The organism is Streptomyces sp. NPDC002057, from assembly GCF_040296665.1.
In the GTDB taxonomy this organism is placed as follows: Bacteria; Actinomycetota; Actinomycetes; order Streptomycetales; family Streptomycetaceae; genus Streptomyces.
In genome coordinates this window covers 13,233-30,256 of the sequence record NZ_JBEOXR010000015.1, presented here as the reverse complement: position 1 = coordinate 30,256, position 17,024 = coordinate 13,233, and the positions used below count along the sequence as shown (strand labels likewise).

Annotated in this window: 13 protein-coding genes; 3 read left to right on the top strand and 10 right to left on the bottom strand. The window is 72.6% G+C overall.

What is annotated here, in order from left to right:
• Window positions 1-292: 292 nt before the first annotated feature.
• Window positions 293-1,267 (top strand): hypothetical protein, encoded by a 975-nt coding sequence (locus tag ABT129_RS14765; RefSeq protein WP_351900734.1) that lies wholly within the window; start codon window positions 293-295, stop codon window positions 1,265-1,267.
• 171 nt (window positions 1,268-1,438) lie between these two features.
• Complete coding sequence (locus ABT129_RS14760) at window positions 1,439-2,968, top strand: amino acid permease (RefSeq protein ID WP_351900732.1); 1,530 nt, start codon at window positions 1,439-1,441, stop codon at window positions 2,966-2,968.
• 164 nt (window positions 2,969-3,132) lie between these two features.
• Here ABT129_RS14760 and ABT129_RS14755 read toward each other — a convergent pair whose 3' ends face one another.
• Complete coding sequence (locus ABT129_RS14755; RefSeq protein ID WP_351900730.1) at window positions 3,133-3,888, bottom strand: GntR family transcriptional regulator; 756 nt, start codon at window positions 3,886-3,888, stop codon at window positions 3,133-3,135.
• Window positions 3,889-4,073: 185 nt separating this feature from the next.
• Between ABT129_RS14755 and ABT129_RS14750 the strand changes: the two genes are divergently transcribed.
• A complete protein-coding gene (locus ABT129_RS14750; RefSeq protein ID WP_351900729.1) occupies window positions 4,074-5,414 on the top strand; it encodes a DUF2252 domain-containing protein in 1,341 nt (446 codons plus the stop codon).
• 96 nt (window positions 5,415-5,510) lie between these two features.
• Here the strand turns inward: ABT129_RS14750 and ABT129_RS14745 are convergent, their stop codons facing one another.
• The 9 genes from ABT129_RS14745 to ABT129_RS14705 all read right to left on the bottom strand — a co-directional run bounded on the left by ABT129_RS14745 (window position 5,511) and on the right by ABT129_RS14705 (window position 16,466).
• Window positions 5,511-6,902 (bottom strand): FAD-dependent oxidoreductase, encoded by a 1,392-nt coding sequence (locus ABT129_RS14745; protein ID WP_351900727.1) that lies wholly within the window; start codon window positions 6,900-6,902, stop codon window positions 5,511-5,513.
• A gap of 152 nt (window positions 6,903-7,054) precedes the next feature.
• Entirely contained in the window at window positions 7,055-7,591 is a 537-nt protein-coding gene (locus ABT129_RS14740) for a PadR family transcriptional regulator (protein WP_351900725.1), read from the bottom strand.
• A 127-nt stretch (window positions 7,592-7,718) separates the two neighbouring features.
• Window positions 7,719-9,734, bottom strand: coding sequence for an oxidoreductase (locus ABT129_RS14735; protein ID WP_351900723.1), 2,016 nt, complete (start codon window positions 9,732-9,734; stop codon window positions 7,719-7,721).
• Between the two features lie 225 nt (window positions 9,735-9,959).
• The gene (locus tag ABT129_RS14730) at window positions 9,960-10,379 is read right to left on the bottom strand and encodes a PTS-dependent dihydroxyacetone kinase phosphotransferase subunit DhaM (RefSeq protein ID WP_351900721.1); all 420 of its coding nucleotides are present in this window, start codon (window positions 10,377-10,379) and stop codon (window positions 9,960-9,962) included.
• Window positions 10,380-10,402: 23 nt separating this feature from the next.
• Window positions 10,403-11,047, bottom strand: coding sequence for a dihydroxyacetone kinase subunit DhaL (gene dhaL, locus ABT129_RS14725; protein WP_351900720.1), 645 nt, complete (start codon window positions 11,045-11,047; stop codon window positions 10,403-10,405).
• A 26-nt stretch (window positions 11,048-11,073) separates the two neighbouring features.
• Window positions 11,074-12,066, bottom strand: a complete 993-nt coding sequence (gene dhaK / locus ABT129_RS14720; RefSeq protein ID WP_351900718.1) for a dihydroxyacetone kinase subunit DhaK — start codon at window positions 12,064-12,066, stop codon at window positions 11,074-11,076.
• Between the two features lie 605 nt (window positions 12,067-12,671).
• On the bottom strand, window positions 12,672-12,956 hold the full coding sequence (locus tag ABT129_RS14715) for a WhiB family transcriptional regulator (RefSeq protein ID WP_502981766.1): 285 nt from the start codon (window positions 12,954-12,956) through the stop codon (window positions 12,672-12,674).
• A 255-nt stretch (window positions 12,957-13,211) separates the two neighbouring features.
• A complete protein-coding gene (locus tag ABT129_RS14710) occupies window positions 13,212-14,369 on the bottom strand; it encodes a Rieske 2Fe-2S domain-containing protein (protein ID WP_351900714.1) in 1,158 nt (385 codons plus the stop codon).
• A 288-nt stretch (window positions 14,370-14,657) separates the two neighbouring features.
• Complete coding sequence (locus ABT129_RS14705) at window positions 14,658-16,466, bottom strand: cytochrome c biogenesis protein CcdA (RefSeq protein WP_351900712.1); 1,809 nt, start codon at window positions 16,464-16,466, stop codon at window positions 14,658-14,660.
• Window positions 16,467-17,024 lie beyond the last annotated feature (558 nt).

Sequence of the window (17,024 nt, the reverse complement as noted above, 5' to 3'; positions counted from 1 at the left end):
TGTCCGTGGACCGTCGGTGATCATCCGATCACCGAAAAGGGTCAGGGTGCCGTCGTCGAGAGCCTTCGTCAAGCCTCGGCGGGGGACCCCGTCAGGTCCGTCCCACCTGCCTGACAGTCAGTCAAATCCGGTCGTTGGCTCAATAGTTACTGTCAGCCGAGAAAGTGGACCGGTCGCATCCAGAGCCCTCTATAGTGATCGCCGATCAACGGCCGGGACGCCCGCCGGGGGACTGACCACCCCCTTCCATCCACCGAGGACCCATGTCACCCACACCACGCCCCACCCCCTGATGGCCGGGCAAGGCTTCCGCCCCGTCTACCACCCCGCGGGCCACGACCACGCCCTGCGCAACGCCGTCCAGGACTTACGCACCGGCCGCTGGGTGGCGATGGCCCGACTCCTCGACGAGACGGCGGACTGGGACGCCTGGACCCGGCGCACCCAGGTCCTCGCCGCCGTCGCCGCGGGCACCGACGTCGTCCACACCTGGCGGTCCGAGCAGCCCGGGAGCCTCGCCGCCGTCGTGATGCACAGCCGCGTCACCGTGGAGCGGGCCGTACGCGCCCACCGCGCCGGCCACGGCCGCACCCGGGAACTCTGGCAGGAGGCCTGGACCGCCTGCCGCGACGCCGCCGACCAGGCCCCCGACGACCCCGTGCCCTGGGTGGGCCTGATCGCCCTCGCCGCCCTCGACGGACGCCAGCGCATGGCCGAGCACCGGCTCACCCCGCCCGCACCCATGCTGCCGCCCGGCCCCTGGGGCCTGCTCGCCGAGGCCGAGAAGCGCGACCCGCACAACCGCGAGGCGCACCACCGGATGCTGCAGTTCGTCTACGCCCGGCGCACCGGACCGCTCTCCGAGGCCGTCAACTACTCCCACTGGGCGGCCTCCTCGGCACCCGTGGGCTCGGCCCTGCACGTCCTCCCGCTCTATGTGCGGGTCGAGCGCTACCGGCGCGAGCGCGGTCACGAGCGTGCCCTCGACCTCCACTGGGTCGCCGAGGACGCGGTGCGCGACGCCCAACGGGCCCTCGACACCTGGTTCCTCTTCTGCGCCACCGACCAGGCCTCCCTGCTCGACCTCAACTACCTGGCGCACGCCCTCTTCGGGGCCCTCCGCTTCGCCGACGCGGCCCGGGTCTTCGCGGCGCTCGGCCCGTACTACACGACCCTGCCGTGGGCGTACCGGACTCCCCATCCGGACAACCGCGTGCTCGCCGAAGAGATCTTCCTACGCGCCCGCGCCCGCTGTCTCAGCGGCTGAAGCCCGGCGCGCACCACCGCGGGCCGACGCCCCGGCACTCCGCGCCCGCACGTCGACCCCGTACGCCCCTTCCGTCCCCCACCCCGCGCCCCCGATTCCGCGCCCCCGATTCCGCTCCCCCGATTCCGCTTTCCCCTCGACCCCGCTCACCCCCCGTCCCCGGAGGACCCCATGTCCCGCACCGCCCCCACCGACGAGATACGCAAGCCACCCCCCGTCCAGGACGAGGAGGCGCGGCTGAGGGAGCTCGGCTACCAGCCCGTCCTCGCCCGTCGCATGGGTGGCTTCGGCAACTTCGCGATCAGCTTCTCGGTCATCTCCGTCCTCTCCGGATGCATGACCCTGTACGGCTTCGGCATGGGCACCGGCGGCCCCGCCGTCATGCTGTGGGGCTGGGCGGGCGTCGGGCTCTTCGTGCTGTGCGTCGGTCTCGCCCTCGCCGAGGTCACGAGCGCCTATCCGACCTCCGGCGCCCTCTACTACATGGCGGACCGGCTCGGCGGACGCCGCTGGGGCTGGTACACCGGCTGGCTGAATCTGCTCGGTCTGCTCGGCGCGATCGCCGGCATCGACTACGGCGCCGCGCTCTTCACCGGCGCCTTCCTCAACCTCCAGTGGGGCTTCCAGCCCACCGCGGGCTCCACCTTCCTGATCTTCCTCGCCATCCTGCTGCTCCACGCCGTCCTGAACCTCTTCGGCGTCCGCCTGGTCAGCGTGCTCAACTCGATCAGCGTCTGGTGGCACCTGGCGGGCGTGGCCGTGATCGTCGGAGCCCTCGCCTTCATCCCCGACCGGCACCAGTCCGTCGACTTCGTGTTCACCGAGTTCGTCAACGACACGGGATGGGCCAACCCGTTCTACGTCGCCGCGATCGGCCTGCTCCTGGCGCAGTACACCTTCTCCGGCTACGACGCCTCGGCCCACCTCTCCGAGGAGACCTCCAACGCCTCCGTCGCCGCCGCCAAGGGCATCGTGCGGGCCATCTGGGTCTCCTGGATCGCCGGATTCGCCCTGCTCGCCGGGTTGAGCTTCGCCATCCAGGACTACGCCGCCACGCAGAACAGCGCCACCGGGGTCCCGCCCGCCCAGATCCTCCTGGACGCGCTCGGCTCCGGCGGCGCCACCGCCCTGCTCCTCGTGGTGATCGTCGCCCAGCTGTTCTGCGGCAACGCCGAGGTGGCCGCCGCCAGCCGGATGGTCTTCGCCTTCAGCCGCGACAACGCCCTTCCCGGCTCGGCGATCTGGCGGAAGGTCAGCGGCCGTACGCAGACCCCGGTGCCGGCGGTCTGGCTCGCCGTGGCGGTGGCCGCGCTGCTCGCCGTCCCCTCGCTGTACTCCGCGACCGCCTACGGCGCCGTCACCGCGATCAACGTCATCGGCATCACGCCCGCCTACGCCATCCCGATCTACCTGCGGCTGCGCGCCGGTGACCGGTTCACCCCCGGCCCGTGGAACCTGGGCCGCTGGAGCAAGCCGATCGGCTGGACGGCCGTCGGCTGGGTGGCGATCGTGACCGTGCTGTTCTGCCTGCCGCAGAAGTCCCCGGTGACGGTCGACACCATGAACTACGCCGTGATCGCGCTCGCCGTCGTCCTCGTCCTCGCCAGCGTCTGGTGGTACGTCGCCCGCCGTTCGTACGGGACGCCGACGGCGTACGGCACGGCCCGCGAGGAGGCGGAGATCTCCGAGGGCATCGTCTGACCGCGGCGGGCGCCCTCCGGCGGAGGGCGCCCTGTGGAGAAGGGCCCGGATCCTGTCCCCGTACCGGACAGGAGCCGGGCCCTCCGCCGTACTCGACGGCCTGCGTCAGGACGCGGGACCGACGCCGGACGCCCATGACAGCGATGTCGGAGACCGGACGGGCGTCAGGCGCTGAACTCGTACGTCCAGGCCGCCGACTGGGCCGAGAAATCGATGTCAGTGATCTCCAGCGCGTGACCGTGCTGATCGCTCACCACCCGGTGGACGACCAGCCGGGCCGCGCCGCCGGCCGTCGTCGTGATCGGGACCGGCGGGACGCCGACCGACTCCCGGTGGGTGATCCGCAGCCCGGCCTGGTGCATCCAGTGGTACAGCAGTCGCAGGTCGGGCTGCTGGCGGCAGTCCCGGCCCCGTCGGTAGCGGGCCAGCTGGGGGATCTCGGTGACCGCCGGCCGGGAGAACCACGACACCGCCCGCTGCAGCGCCGAACCCTGCGGTCCGAGCACCACGTGCCGGTGGACGAGGGTCGGCTCGCCCGGGGCGAGCAGGAGCCGGGGTGCCAGCGGGGTGGGCGGCGGCTCCCAGGTGAGGGAGGCCCGTACCAGCGCCTCGGCCGCGCGGGGACCGCCGGGGAAGGTCGGCCGGCGGGCCGTCAGGGCCGGGACGACGGGCTCGCCGCCGGCTCCGGCGGCGGCGAAGGTGCCGCGCCGGTCGGTGACCACGAGCCGCTCCTCCCGCAGGAGTTGGAGCGCGCTGCGGACGGTCTGCCGGTTGACGTGGTAGCGCTGGGACAGGGATCGTTCGGAAGGGAGCCTGCTGCCGGGGGAGATGCGCCGGTGGGCGAGGTCCTCGCGCAGTGCGGCGGCGACCCGGAGATAGAGCGGCGCTTCTGCCGCCGCCTCGGAATCGGGCTCGGCCATGATCAAACCCTCTCTTCGCTCAGCGTGACCGCATGGGTCGTGTGGGTGATCAATTTCTACCATTGGTCTAAACCATTTTGCCAGCCCGTTCGGGCAGAGTGGCCGAAACGAACGAGGCGCCTTGTAATGAGGTACCAGGTGACGGGGTCGAGACCGCGGCGGCGGAGGAGGGCGGGCGAGGCCGGATGATGACATCGTCGGAGCGCGCCGCGCGCGGCAGAGCGGCCCGCAAGAGCGTGCCCCGCTCCTCCCACGGCCGCTGGATCCCCAGCTCACAGCGCCCCGACCCGATCGACGTGCTCGAACGCCAGTCGCTCGACCGGCTCCCCGACCTCGTGCCCCTGCGGTACGGCCGCATGGTCGCCTCTCCCTTCGCCTTCCTCCGCGGCGCCGCCGCCGTCATGGCCGCCGACCTCGGCGCCCAGCGCCACACCGGACTCACCGTCCAGCTCTGCGGCGACGCCCACCTCCTCAACTTCGGGGTCTTCGCCTCACCCGAACGGACCCTTCTCTTCGACGTGAACGACTTCGACGAGACGCTCCCCGGCCCCTTCGAGTGGGACGTGAAGCGGCTCGCGGCCAGCGTCACCGTCGCCGCCCTCCAGAACGGCAGCACCAAGCCCAAGGCCCACCGCGCGGCCCTCGTCGCCACCGAGTCGTACCGGACGACCGTCCGCCACCTCGCCGAGCTGGGCGAGCTCGCCGTCTGGTACGAGCGGATCGCCGCCGACGACCTCGTCCCCCTCGTGCGCCGCGAGGAACGCGCCCGGTTCGTCAACCGGCTCGCCCGCGCCCGCCGCCGTACGAGCCTGCACGCCCTCGGCAAGCTCACCGAGGCCGACGCGACCGGCGCCCGGCACATCGTCGACGACCCCCCGCTCCTCGAACGGACCACGGACGTCGACCGCGTCTCCCTCGGCAAGATATTCAGCGACTACCGCAGCTCCCTCACCGAGGAACGACGCGTCCTCCTCGACCGCTACCGCTTCCGCGACGCCGCCCGCAAGGTCGTCGGGGTCGGCAGCGTCGGCACCCGCTGCTTCGTCCTCCTCCTCGAAGGACGGGACGACGGGGACCCGCTCATCCTCCAGATCAAGGAGGCCGTCCCGTCCGTCCTGGAGCCGTACCTGGCGCCGAGCGCCTACCCCCACCAGGGACGGCGCGTCGTCTGCGGCCAGCGCCTCACACAGGCCGCGAGCGACATCTTCCTCGGCTGGATGACCGGACCCGAACAGCGCCACTTCTACTGGCGCCAACTCCGCGACATGAAGGGCTCCGCCGAGGTCGAGAGCATGTCCCCGGCCATGCTGCGGGACTACGCGCGACTCTGCGGCCGGGCCCTGGCCCGCGCCCACGCCCGCTCCGGCGACCGGATCGCCATCGCCGCCTACCTCGGCGGTTCCGACGTCTTCGACCGCTCCGTCGCGGACTTCGCCCTGGCCTACGCGGGCCAGAACGCCGACGACTACGCGGCCCTCGGCGCGGCCATCGCGGCGGGCATGGTGACGGCGGCGCCGGGAGCCTGAGGGCGGGCCCGGCGGCGGGCCGCCCGGCGCCGGAGCCGCCCCGGAGGCCCGCCCCGGCACCGCACGCGCCATCCCCTCCCGCCCTCCTGCCACCGCCTACGCGTCGCGGCGCGTCGGCGGATCCGACGGCGTCTCGGGGACCGGCCCGAACAGCACCGCCCGCGCCACCGACGGGGCGAACAGACTCGTCAGCGGGGCGGTCAGGGTCATCGCCGCACGGAACGGCGCGCCCACGGCCGGATCACCCGCGGCCCGCTCCACCACCCGGCCCAGGTACCAGCCGACGACCCGGTCCGCCGGACCCGGCCGCACCGCGTCGCCGATCGCGCCCGGCATCTTCTTGTCGGCACCCGCGGAGATGTCCCAGGCCTGCCGGGAGGCGTCGAGCAGGGCCCGCTGCACGGCACGGGTGGTCGGGGTGCGCCGGGTGTCGGCGAGCGCCCGGCGCAGCGCGACCGCGCTGAGCGCCGCGACGGCCATGCCCTGCCCGTAGATCGGGTTGAAGGCGCAGAGCGCGTCGCCGGTCGCGAGGAAGCCGGCCGGGCGGCGGCCCGGACGGTCGTACCGGCGCCGGATGTTGGCGGTCCTGCGGAAGCCGTACACCGGGGAGACCGGCTCGGCCCGCGCCAGCCAGTCGGTGATCATCGGGTGCGGCAGCCGCTTGGCGTACTCCTCGAACGCGCCCTCCTCGGTGGGCGGTTCCTCGCCGCGCAGCCCCGACAGGGTCACCAGGTGGTGCCCGTCGCCGAGGGGCAGCACCACGCCGCCGTACGTCTGGGCGGGGTTGGGCACGATGTAGCAGCCGACGGCGTCGGTGTCCGGATCCGCGACCGGCACGCGGTACACCCGGGTGCTGTACGCGAGGCCCGTGTCCAGGGTCTCCTCGTGCGGGGCCTCCGCGCCGATCCCGGCCAGCCAGTCGGCGGACCTGGTGGACCGCCCGGAGGCGTCGACCACCAGATCGGCGGTGAGCGTACGGGGCTCCTTGCCGGCCCCCGCACCGCGCTCCCGCAGCCGCACGCCCCTGACCCGCGAGGAGTCACCGACCAGGCCCACGGTCTCGGTGCCCTCGACGAGTTCGATACGCGGATCGGCGAGCACCCGCTGCCGCACCAGCCACTCCAGCTGCGGGCGCGGCCCGGTGTAGTGGTGGGTGGTCGCGGGGGTGCGCCGGAACCACTTGCCGTTCTGCCACTGGACGATGTCGGAAGGGGCGCCCACCTTCGGCGCCCCCAGCGCGGACAACTCGTCCAGCACGCCCGGGAGGAGCTCGTCGAGCGCCTGCTGCCCTCCCTCGATCAGCACATGCAGGTGCCGGCCCTGCGGGACCCCCGCCCGCGCCTCCGGCCCCTCGGGCAGCCGGTCGCGCTCGACGACCGTCACCCTCTCCGCGTGCTCGGCCAGCACCCGAGCGGCGAGCAGCCCAGCGAGACTTCCCCCGATGACCACCGCGTGACGCGTCACACGGTGCCCCAAGTCGTCGGCCATACCGGCCCCTTCGTGTCGTCGGTCTCCAACGACCCAGTATCACGCCACCTCGCGCGAAACGGTGCAACGGCCATACGCTTTCGGCCGCCCCGGGACCCGGGACGCCACCCGGGGTCCTCGCTCCGGTCCGCCCCGGAGCACCGTCCGGCGCGTCACTCCGTCCCGAGCTCCGCCAGCGCCGCCGTGAGCCACTCCACCCAGAACCGCTCCATGTCGATCCCGCCCCGCAGGACGAGGTGGCGCAGCCGGTCGGGCTCCGTGCTGCGGCGCTCCGGCGGGAAGTCGCGGTTCTCGATCGCGAGGTACTCGTCCAACTGTTCCCGGTGCAGGGCGAGATGGCGGGAGAGCTCGGCGCGGAGGCCCGCCGCGCCGACCACCGCGGCCGCCCGCATCCGCAGCAGCAGGGCGGCCCGCATCGGCTTCGGGTCCTCCGACCTCGCGACCCAGGCGCCGAGTTCGGCCCGGCCGGCCGGCAGTACCTCGTACTCCTTGCGCTGCCCCCGCACGGGCACCGGGGCGGGCAGGGCGCGGATGTGCCCCGCCTGCTCCAGCTTTCCCAGCTCGCGGTAGATCTGCTGGTGGGTGGACGACCAGAAGTAGCCGATCGACCGGTCGAAGCGGCGCGTCAGTTCGAGGCCGGAGGACGGCTTCTCGAGCAGCGCGGTCAGGATCGCGTGCGGGAGGGACATGGACGCATCCTAGAAGTGGCCGGCGACGGCGCCGCGGCGGCCGAGCACGCCGACGACGCTGCCCGTGAAGGCCTGGGAGGGGCCGGCCGGGCCGCCCGCGAAGACGGCGCTGGGCCGGCCGCGGTGATCACAGGGTGGCCGCGAGGCGGGTGCCCTGGTCGATGGCCCGCTTGGCGTCCAGCTCGGCCGCGACGTCCGCGCCGCCGATCAGGTGCGCCACCCGGCCCGCCGCCACCAGCTCCTCGTACAGGTCGCGGCGCGGCTCCTGGCCCGCGCAGAGGACGACGGTGTCGACCGGAAGCAGCTGCGCCTCGCCGCCGATGGTCACGTGCAGGCCCTCGTCGTCGATCCGGTCGTACGACACGCCCGCGACCATCGCGACGCCCCGGTGCTTGAGCTCGGTGCGGTGGATCCACCCCGTGGTCTTGCCGAGGCCCGCGCCGACCTTGGACTCCTTGCGCTGGAGCAGGTGCACCTGGCGCGGCGGCGCGGAGCGCTCGGGGGCGCGCAGTCCGCCCCGGCTCTCGTACGAGGTGTCCACGCCCCACTGGCGGAAGTACGTCTCCGGGTCCTGGCTCGCGCCCTCGCCGCCGTCCGTGAGGAACTCCGCGACGTCGAATCCGATGCCCCCCGCGCCGATGATCGCGACGCGCTCGCCGACGGGCGCGCCGTCGCGCAGCACGTCGAGGTAGCTGACGACGCTCGGGTGGTCCACGCCCGCGATGCCGGGGGTGCGGGGGGAGACTCCGGTGGCGACGACGACCTCGTCGAAGCCGTCGAGGTCGCCCGCGGCGACCGGGGTGTTCAGGCGGACGTCGACCCCGCGCTCGGCGAGCTGGACGCGGAAGTAGCGCAGCGTCTCGTCGAACTCCTCCTTGCCGGGGACCCGCTTGGCGACGTTCAGCTGGCCGCCGATCTCGGCGGCGGCGTCGAAGAGGGTCACGGCGTGGCCGCGCTCGGCGGCCGACACGGCGCAGGAGAGCCCGGCCGGGCCCGCGCCGACGACGGCGATCCGCTTGGTGCGGCGGGTGGGGGAGAGGACCAGCTCGGTCTCGTGGCAGGCGCGCGGGTTGACCAGGCAGGAGGTGATCTTCAGGTTGAAGGTGTGGTCGAGGCAGGCCTGGTTGCAGCCGATGCAGGTGTTGATGGTGTCGGCGCGGTCGGCGGTTGCCTTGGCGACGAAGTCCGGGTCGGCCAGGAAGGGGCGGGCCAGCGAGACCAGGTCGGCGCGGCCGTCGGCGAGGATCTCCTCGGCGACCTCGGGGGTGTTGATGCGGTTGCTGGTGACGAGCGGTACGGAGACCGCGCCCATCAGCTTCTTCGTCACCCAGGTGTAGGCGCCGCGCGGCACGGAGGTGGCGATGGTGGGGATGCGGGCCTCGTGCCAGCCGATGCCGGTGTTGATGATGTTGGCGCCGGCGGCCTCGATCTCCTTGGCCAGCTGGACGACCTCGTCGAGGGTGGAGCCGCCGGGCACGAGGTCCAGCATGGAGAGGCGGTAGACGAGGATGAAGTCCTCGCCGACCCGCTCGCGGATGCGGCGGACGATCTCCAGGGGGAAGCGGACGCGGTTCTCGTAGGAACCGCCCCAGCGGTCGGTGCGCTGGTTGGTGGCGGCCGCGATGAACTCGTTGATGAGGTAGCCCTCGGAGCCCATCACCTCGACGCCGTCGTACCCGGCCTCCTTGGCGAGCTCGGCGCAGCGGGCGTAGTCCTCGACGGTCTGCTCGACCTCGGCGTCGGTCAGCTCGTTCGGTACGAAGGGGCTGATGGGGGCCTTGAGGGCGCTGGGCGCGACGAGCGCGGGGTGGTACGCGTACCGGCCGAAGTGGAGGATCTGCATCGCGATCCGCCCGCCCGCCTCGTGCACGGCGTCGGTGATCTGCCGGTGCTCGGCGACCTCCTCGGCGGTGGTGAGCTTGGCCCCGCCGTCCCAGGGACGCCCGGCGTCGTTGGGCGCGATCCCGCCGGTGACGATGAGGCCCACGCCGCCCCTGGCGCGCTCGGCGTAGAAGGCGGCCATGCGCTCGAAGCCGTGCTCGGTCTCTTCGAGGCCGACGTGCATCGATCCCATGATCACCCGGTTGGGCAGGGTGGTGAACCCGAGGTCGAGCGGGCTCAGCAGGTGCGGGTACGGGGTCATGCGGGCGCCTCCTCGCGCAGGAACGTCGACCTCAGTTGTAGGGGACCCCTTCCCGTTATGCAACTAGTTGCAGAAGATCTGGCACGTGATATCTACTACTCAGTAGCAAACGCTTCCGGAGCGACGCCTCCGACCTGCCCGTCCAGGCCACCGGGCGCGGCCTGGACGGGCACTCCGCGCGCTCGTCCGTGCCCACTCCACGGGCCCACTCCCCGCTCCCCTCGCTCACACCTTGCGGTAGGCGTACGCCTCCCCGGCCGCCGCCGCCACCGCGTCGAGGTCCCCGCCCGCGCTCGCCGTGACGAGCGCGGCGACCGCACCCTCCACGAAGGGGGCGTCCACCAGACGGGCGCCCTCGGGCAGTTCGTCGCCCTCTGCGAGCAACGCCTTGACGGTGAGCACCGCGCTCCCGAGGTCGACCAGGATGGCCACGCCCGCGCCCCGGTCCACGGCCTTCGCTGCCTCGGCGATCAGCTCGGAACTCGTCCCCAGACCACCGTCCGGGGTCCCGCCGGCCGGCCGGACCGGTGCCAGGTCGCCGCCGCCGGCGAGCCCCCGCGCCAGCTCGGCCACGGCCGACGCGACGGCCGCGCTGTGCGAGACGAGCACGATCCCGACGCCACCCCCACCCCTCGCGGCCGTCACGCCACCCTCACCACCGATGCCCGTCACGCGACACCCTCCGCTCCCGAGCCCGCCGGACCCTCCCCGCGCGCGGTCTCGTCGAGCGCCGCGAAGAGCAGTGCGGAGGACGTGGCCCCCGGGTCCTGGTGCCCCACCGACCGCTCGCCCAGATAGCTGGCCCTGCCCTTGCGGGCCCGCAAGGGCACGGTCGCGAGGGCGCCCTCCTCCGCGGCGGCGCGGGCGGCCGCGAACGAGACCCGCAGCCCCTCCACGGCCGGTACGAGCGCGTCCAGCATCGTCTTGTCGCCCACCTGGGCACCGCCCAGCCGGGACACGGCGGACACACCCGAGGAGAGCGCCTCGGCGAGCTGCGCCCGGCTGATCAGCCCGTCGTCGCCGAGCGTCTTGCCGGTACGGCGCAGCAGCGTGCCGTACAGCGGTCCCGACGCGCCCCCCACCGTGGAGATCAGCTGCCGACCGGCGGTGGCGAGGGCGGCGCCCGGTGTGGCCGGCGGCTCCTTGGCCAGGATCTCGGTCACGGCGGCGAAACCCCGCCGGAGGTTCGCGCCGTGGTCGGCGTCCCCGATGGCCGAGTCGAGTTCGGTGAGCCGGTCCGCCTCGCGGTCGACGGCCCCGGCCACCGCGGCCAGCCAGCGCACCAGGAACTCCGCACCGAAGGTCTCCGTCATGTCGGTCTCCTCTTCCCTCGCTCGTCTCACCGGCCCCAGCGCAGCGCGGGCGTCTCCACGGGCGCGTCCCACAGGCGGAGCAGCTCCTCGTCCACCTCGCAGAGGGTCACCGAGCAGCCGGCCATGTCCAGCGAGGTCACGTAGTTCCCGACGAGGGTACGGGCCACCGGCACGCGCCGCTCGCCGAGCACGCGCTGTACCTCCGCGTTGAAGCCGTACAGCTCCAGGAGCGGGGTCGCGCCCATCCCGTTCACCAGGGCGATCACCGGGCCGGTCGGGCGGAGGTCGTCGACGACGGCGTCGACGGCGAAGTCGGCGATCTCGTGGGAGGTCATCATCGGCCGCCGCTCGCGTCCCGGTTCACCGTGGATGCCGATGCCCAACTCCAGCTCGCCCGGGGGGAGATCGAAGGTGGGGCTGCCCTTGGCGGGGGTGGTGCACGCGCCCAGGGCCATCCCGAAGGACCGGCAGCGCTCGTTGACCCGGCGGGCGACGGCCTCCACCCGTTCCAGCGGCGCGCCCTCCTCGGCGGCGGCGCCCGCGATCTTCTCCACGAAGAGGGTGCCGCCGGTCCCGCGCCGGCCGGCCGTGTACAGGCTGTCCGTGACGGCGACGTCGTCGTCGACCAGGACCTTGGCGACCCGGATGCCCTCGTCCTCGGCGAGCTCCGCCGCCATCTCGAAGTTCAGCACGTCACCGGTGTAGTTCTTGACCACGAACAGGACCCCGGCGCCGCTGTCGACGGCGGCCGCGGCCCGCACCATCTGGTCGGGCACCGGCGACGTGAACACCTCTCCCGGACACGCCGCCGCGAGCATCCCGGGTCCGACGAACCCGCCGTGCAGCGGCTCGTGCCCGGACCCGCCGCCGGACACCAGCGCCACCTTCCCCGCCACGGGCGCGTCCCGCCGCACCACCACCCGCCGCTCCACGTCCACGGTGAGCTCGGGGTGGGCGGCGGCCATCCCGCGCAGCGCGTCGGCGACGACGGTCTCGGGAACGTTGATGAGCATCCTCATGGGTGTCTCCTAGGAGTTCTGGCGGAGGGGCCTTCGGCTTGCGTCTTGGCAGATCGGGTTGCGTTCCCGAGGCAGGTGCTCTTGGTGCGGCGCGGCGACGGGAAGCGCCTCCTGTCGGTGCTGACGCTCACTGTCGTGATGATGCGTCAGTTCTGTGGGGTTGCCTTGGCACGCGGCGATCGAGATTCCCGCTCGGACGATATCGACACTGCGGCCGCGAAGAGCATGTGGACAAGACTGATTCCTGCGAGTGTCTTCCCGCCACGCCAGATGACGCCAGCACGTCGTGATGCTCTGAACGACGCTCGTGCCCGTCTGGTCCCACGCGTCGGCCCGGCCTGGTGAGGCGTCGGCCGGCCGGGGCTCGTGATGAGTGCTCGGAGCACGGCGACCGTGCGGTGGAGCGCATGACCGATAGTCAATGGCGCCGGGCCCTGGGCGAGTGCGCCCACCGCCCTCGTGAGCCCACCCGGTCCCGTACGGTCGTCGCGGACACCTCACCGCATGGGTGCCTCTTGCCGGTGTGCAGGTCCCGTCACGCCCCGAGGGCGACAGGGCCGGCACACCCTCGGCGGTTCCCGCCGGGTCCCTGACGGTTCACGGGGTCACGCGGACCGGCGCTCCGTCGCCGCCTCCCGGTCACGCTGGCGTCTGGCCGCGTCCAGGAGTTGTCCCCACGACCGCACGGTGGGCCGGCGCTTCAACAACGCGCGGCGTTCCCGTTCGGTCATCCCGCCCCACACGCCGTACTCGATCCGCCCGTCCAGCGCGTACGCCAGACACTCGGCCTTCACCGGGCACCCGGCACACAGTGTCTTCGCCCGGTTCTGCGCCGCGCCCTCCACGAACAGATCGTCCGCGTCCACCGCCCGGCACAGCGCCGACCTCATCCAGCGATCGTCCACGCTTCCCACCCCGCCCCCATGCGCGCGCCGCCCCCGAATCCGCAGCGCTGACCGTGCAGGGACGGTACGGCGGCATGTGCCACGGGTCTACAGCCTGCCCCGCTCTTCGCCCGTTCGAGTGACACCCACAGCCGGTCCCCGGCCACCACGCCCGACATCCGGCCACCCGCTCACGACACCTCACCGGACGGGTGTCCGCCGCCGGCCATCGGATGCCGCGCGACGGCGCCGAGCCTCGTCCTACCCTGGTGCGTTCTCGCCGGTGGCGGCGCACGTGCCGGCCTCTCGGCAGCCTGAGGAGGCGGGCGAGGGGCTGAGCGTGGCGCCGTTCGCGCGCAGCACCTTCCGCACGTCGAGGATGAGCGGGAACACCTCCTGGTTCCAGTCCGCGCCCTGCTCGTCCCAGGCCCGTTGTTCGGCCTCGACGGCCATCCTGTCCTGGGCGAACACGCGCTCGGTGAAGCGCCGGATCAGTGGCCAAGCCAGGTGGAGGGCACCGGGGATCGAGGGCTTCGCGATCATGAGCAGCCCGAACACGCGGCTGACGCGCTGCTCGGCGTCCTCCGGCACGTACGCGGCCCACAGGGAGAACGCGGCGGTGTCGGAGGACTCGGGAACCGTCCGGAGGGTCTGGTACGGGTACTCGGTGCGGATCGTGACGACGTCGGGCGTCGAGGCGCCGCCCACGCCTTCCGCGGACAGCAGGCCCGCGCCCCGGTCCTTTCTGCCGCCGGAGGGGACGAAGAGATACCTGGCCTCCACGGAGCGCGGGCCTGTGTCGTACCCGAGCAGCTTCGGCTGGATCCGGCCCAGGACGCCCCGGTGGAGGAACTGATGGTTCATGTCGAGCAGGTTCTCGTGCAGGAACGAGTAGTGGCAGCGCACCGTGCGCGCGAACATCATGGTCCGGTGCCGGGCCGATTCCGCCTCTGGCAGTACGGGCAGGGGCGTGCCCGCGGCCCTGGCGGGGTCGCCGGGGAAGACGAAGACGAGTCCGTAGCGTTCGCGGACGGGGTACGAGCGCACTCCCCGGGGCGGCCGGTCGGCACCCTTGGGCAGGTAGGGGATCCGCGAGATGTGCCCGTTCCCCCGGTAGGCCCACGCGTGGTAGCAGCAGCGGAGCGTCTCGCCGTCCACCACTCCCAGGCTGAGCGGCACCTGGCGGTGGGCGCAACGGTCCTCCAGGGCGTACGCGGTCCCGCCGGCGCCCCGGTAGAGGGCGATCCGCTCGCCGGCGAAGGAGGTCGCGCGGACCCCGTTCCTGGGCAGGCTCGCCGACCGGGCGACGGGGTACCAGAAGTGCGGATCGATCCCGACGCGCCGCAGATCGGGTTCACCGGCCCCGCGTTCCCTCGGCCCGTGCCGTGTCGCGCGGGTCGTGTTCGCCTCCTCGGTCATTCGCCTGCCTCTCCCTCTGGCACGGGACCGTTCGCCTCGTGGGCATGCCGGGACCAGCGGAACACAGCCCGCTCCCGTGCGCGATCTGTCGTCCGGCGGATGGGTTCCGAGGCCGGGGAGTGTCCTCGGCAGTGCTGACGCCGCGGGCTGCTGCCGACGGGGAGCCGTTCACACGGTTCGGGTGGTGGTGTGATCGAGTGCGCCGACGATCTCCACGACGGACCCACCGACCCTGCCGACGGTGCGGGGTCGACGCCCGGGGGAGTCGTCCCGGGAAGCCGTCCGGGTCTATCCGAAGGTGAAGGAGTAGACCTGGAGCCCGGGGGTGAGGCGTAGTTCGAGGCCTGCGGTGCGCGGTTCCTTGTCGTCGGTCAGCCGGTACAGGGTCGGGGATCCGGAGACGTCGATCGTCTTCGTGGTCCGGCCGTCGAGGAGGACGGTGACCTTGCCGGTGCCGGCGAGGACGAGGTTGGCGTTCCGGGCGCGGTAGGTGAAGGCGAGGCGGGCGTCGGGGCCGGTGGTGAAGTGTTCGTATCCGGCGGTCCATGTGCCGTCCAGCGAGAGCCTGTTGAGGGGAAGAGGGGTGTTGGGAAAGCGGTAGGTGGTGGGTGTGTCGTCCACCAGGGGGGTGCCGACGTATCCGCGGATACGGAGGTTGCTCAGGTACGTCTCGGGGGTCCGGTCGGCGGTCAGGTCGTCCATGGCGCGGCCGGTGGGCGCGGGGAGTGCGACGGTGGGGTTGGCCTGGCGCAGCAGGTCGCGGATCATCTTCTCGGTCTGGTCGTACTGTCCCTCGCCGAACTTGAAGTAGCGGACGGTGCCGTCGGCGTCGATGAGGTATTTGGCGGGCCAGAAGCGGTTGCGGTAGTTGCTCCACGTGGCGAGGTCGTTGTCGAGGGCGACGGGCCAGGTCACGCCGAGTTTCCGGGCCCCGGAGACGACGTTGCCGCGTTTCTTCTCGAAGGCGAATTCCGGTGAGTGGACGCCGATGATGCGCAGGCCCGCGTCGCGGTAGGCGCGGTCCCAGTCCTTGAGGTGGGGCACGGCCCGCTGGCAGTTGATGCAGGAGTACGTCCAGAAGTCGACCAGGACGACGTTTCCGCGCAGGCTCTTGAGGTCGACGGGGCGGTTGCCGGGGGTGTTGATCCAGGAGTCGATGCCCTCGATGGGCGGGGCCTGGCCGCAGGAGCGCAGTTCGTCGGCGCCGTCCTGGCAGCGGGAGAGTTCCTTGTTGGAGTCGTCGTAGAGGCCGGAGAGCTGCTGCCGTGCCGTGTCGCTGTCCTCGATCTTCTTCTGCACTCCGGAGGTGTAGTCGGGCAGGGCGCGCTGGATGGCGCTGGTGACGTCGAAGGCGAGGCCCAGGGCGAGCACGATCATCAGAGAGCCGGCGACGATCCGCAGTCCCCGCGCCCGCTTGCGGAACGCGGCGACCCGCTCGGCGACCCTGCGTCCGGCGAGGGCGAAGACCAGCAGGGGCAGCGCGGTCCCGACGGCGAAGGCAAGGGTCAGCACCACGATGTCGGCGCTGATCTCGCCCCGCGCGCCGGCCACGGTGATGGCGGCGAGGACGGGACCGGCGCAGGGGACGTAGAGCAGGCCGAGGCCCAGGCCCAGGGCGAAGGCACTTCCCTCCTTGTTGACCTGACGCTGGGGGATGCGGGCGAAGGGCTTCTCCAGGAGCCGCTCGACGGGCGGGAGGATCAGACCGAGGCCGATGAGGACGAGCAGGCCGAGCCCGATGTAGCGCAGGATGTCCTGGGGCAGGCCGAGGGCCGAGATGATCGTGACGCCGAGCAGGGTGAAGAAGGCGAAGCTGACGACCAGGCCGGCCACCACCGCGTACGGCCTGTGGTTGCGGGGGCCGCTTCGTTTCACCTCTTCCACGGGCCGGGTGCGCACCGCGAGGTGGCTCGGAGCGCCGTCGCGCGTCGGGGAGGCGCCGGGTGGGGCTCTCGCGGGGTCCGGCCGTGGTGCGACGCCGTCTTCCTTGCCGCCGGTGCCGCCCGCCAGGAACACCACGGGCAGGACCGGCAGGATGCAGGGCGACACTGCCGTGATCAGCCCTCCCAGCAACCCGATCAGGATGAGTGTGAGCATGCTGGTCGCCCTCCGTCCGGAGTGCGGCTGCTCCGCGCTCCCTGCACCAGCTATTCGTCACATCGGCCTCCTCGGATGGGCGGAGGCACGGTATGGCCCCTCCGGGGCTTGCTGCGGAGGCACTGCATGGCCCCTCCGGGGCTTGCTGGTGTGGCCTCCGCTCACGGTTGCCTGGCAGAGGCTGACAGTTCCGTGGTTGCTGTTCGGGACCCTCGCGCTGCCCGGCGTCCGACGAGGAGCCGCACGGGGACAAGCCCCGAGAACCGGCGGCCTGGTCACCCTTGCGGGTGAAGGCTGTCGGCCCCGCCCATCCGCCGGGCGCTCTTCTCCGAAGGCTGGGCAGAGGGCTCCGGCTCCTACCGGTGAGTGTCCGGGACGGGAGGGGCCGGCGGGTCCGTCGAGCCGTTCGCACCTCCGCGCGAGGCGGAGTCAGAGGTGCGGAAGGGACGGGCCGGAAGGGCGGAGGACGGCGAAGACCTGTCCTCCGCCCTTCCTGATCTCTCCGCAGCGGGTCATGCCGCGAATCCACGAGTCGATACGTCCCCGAGGGGCGCATCA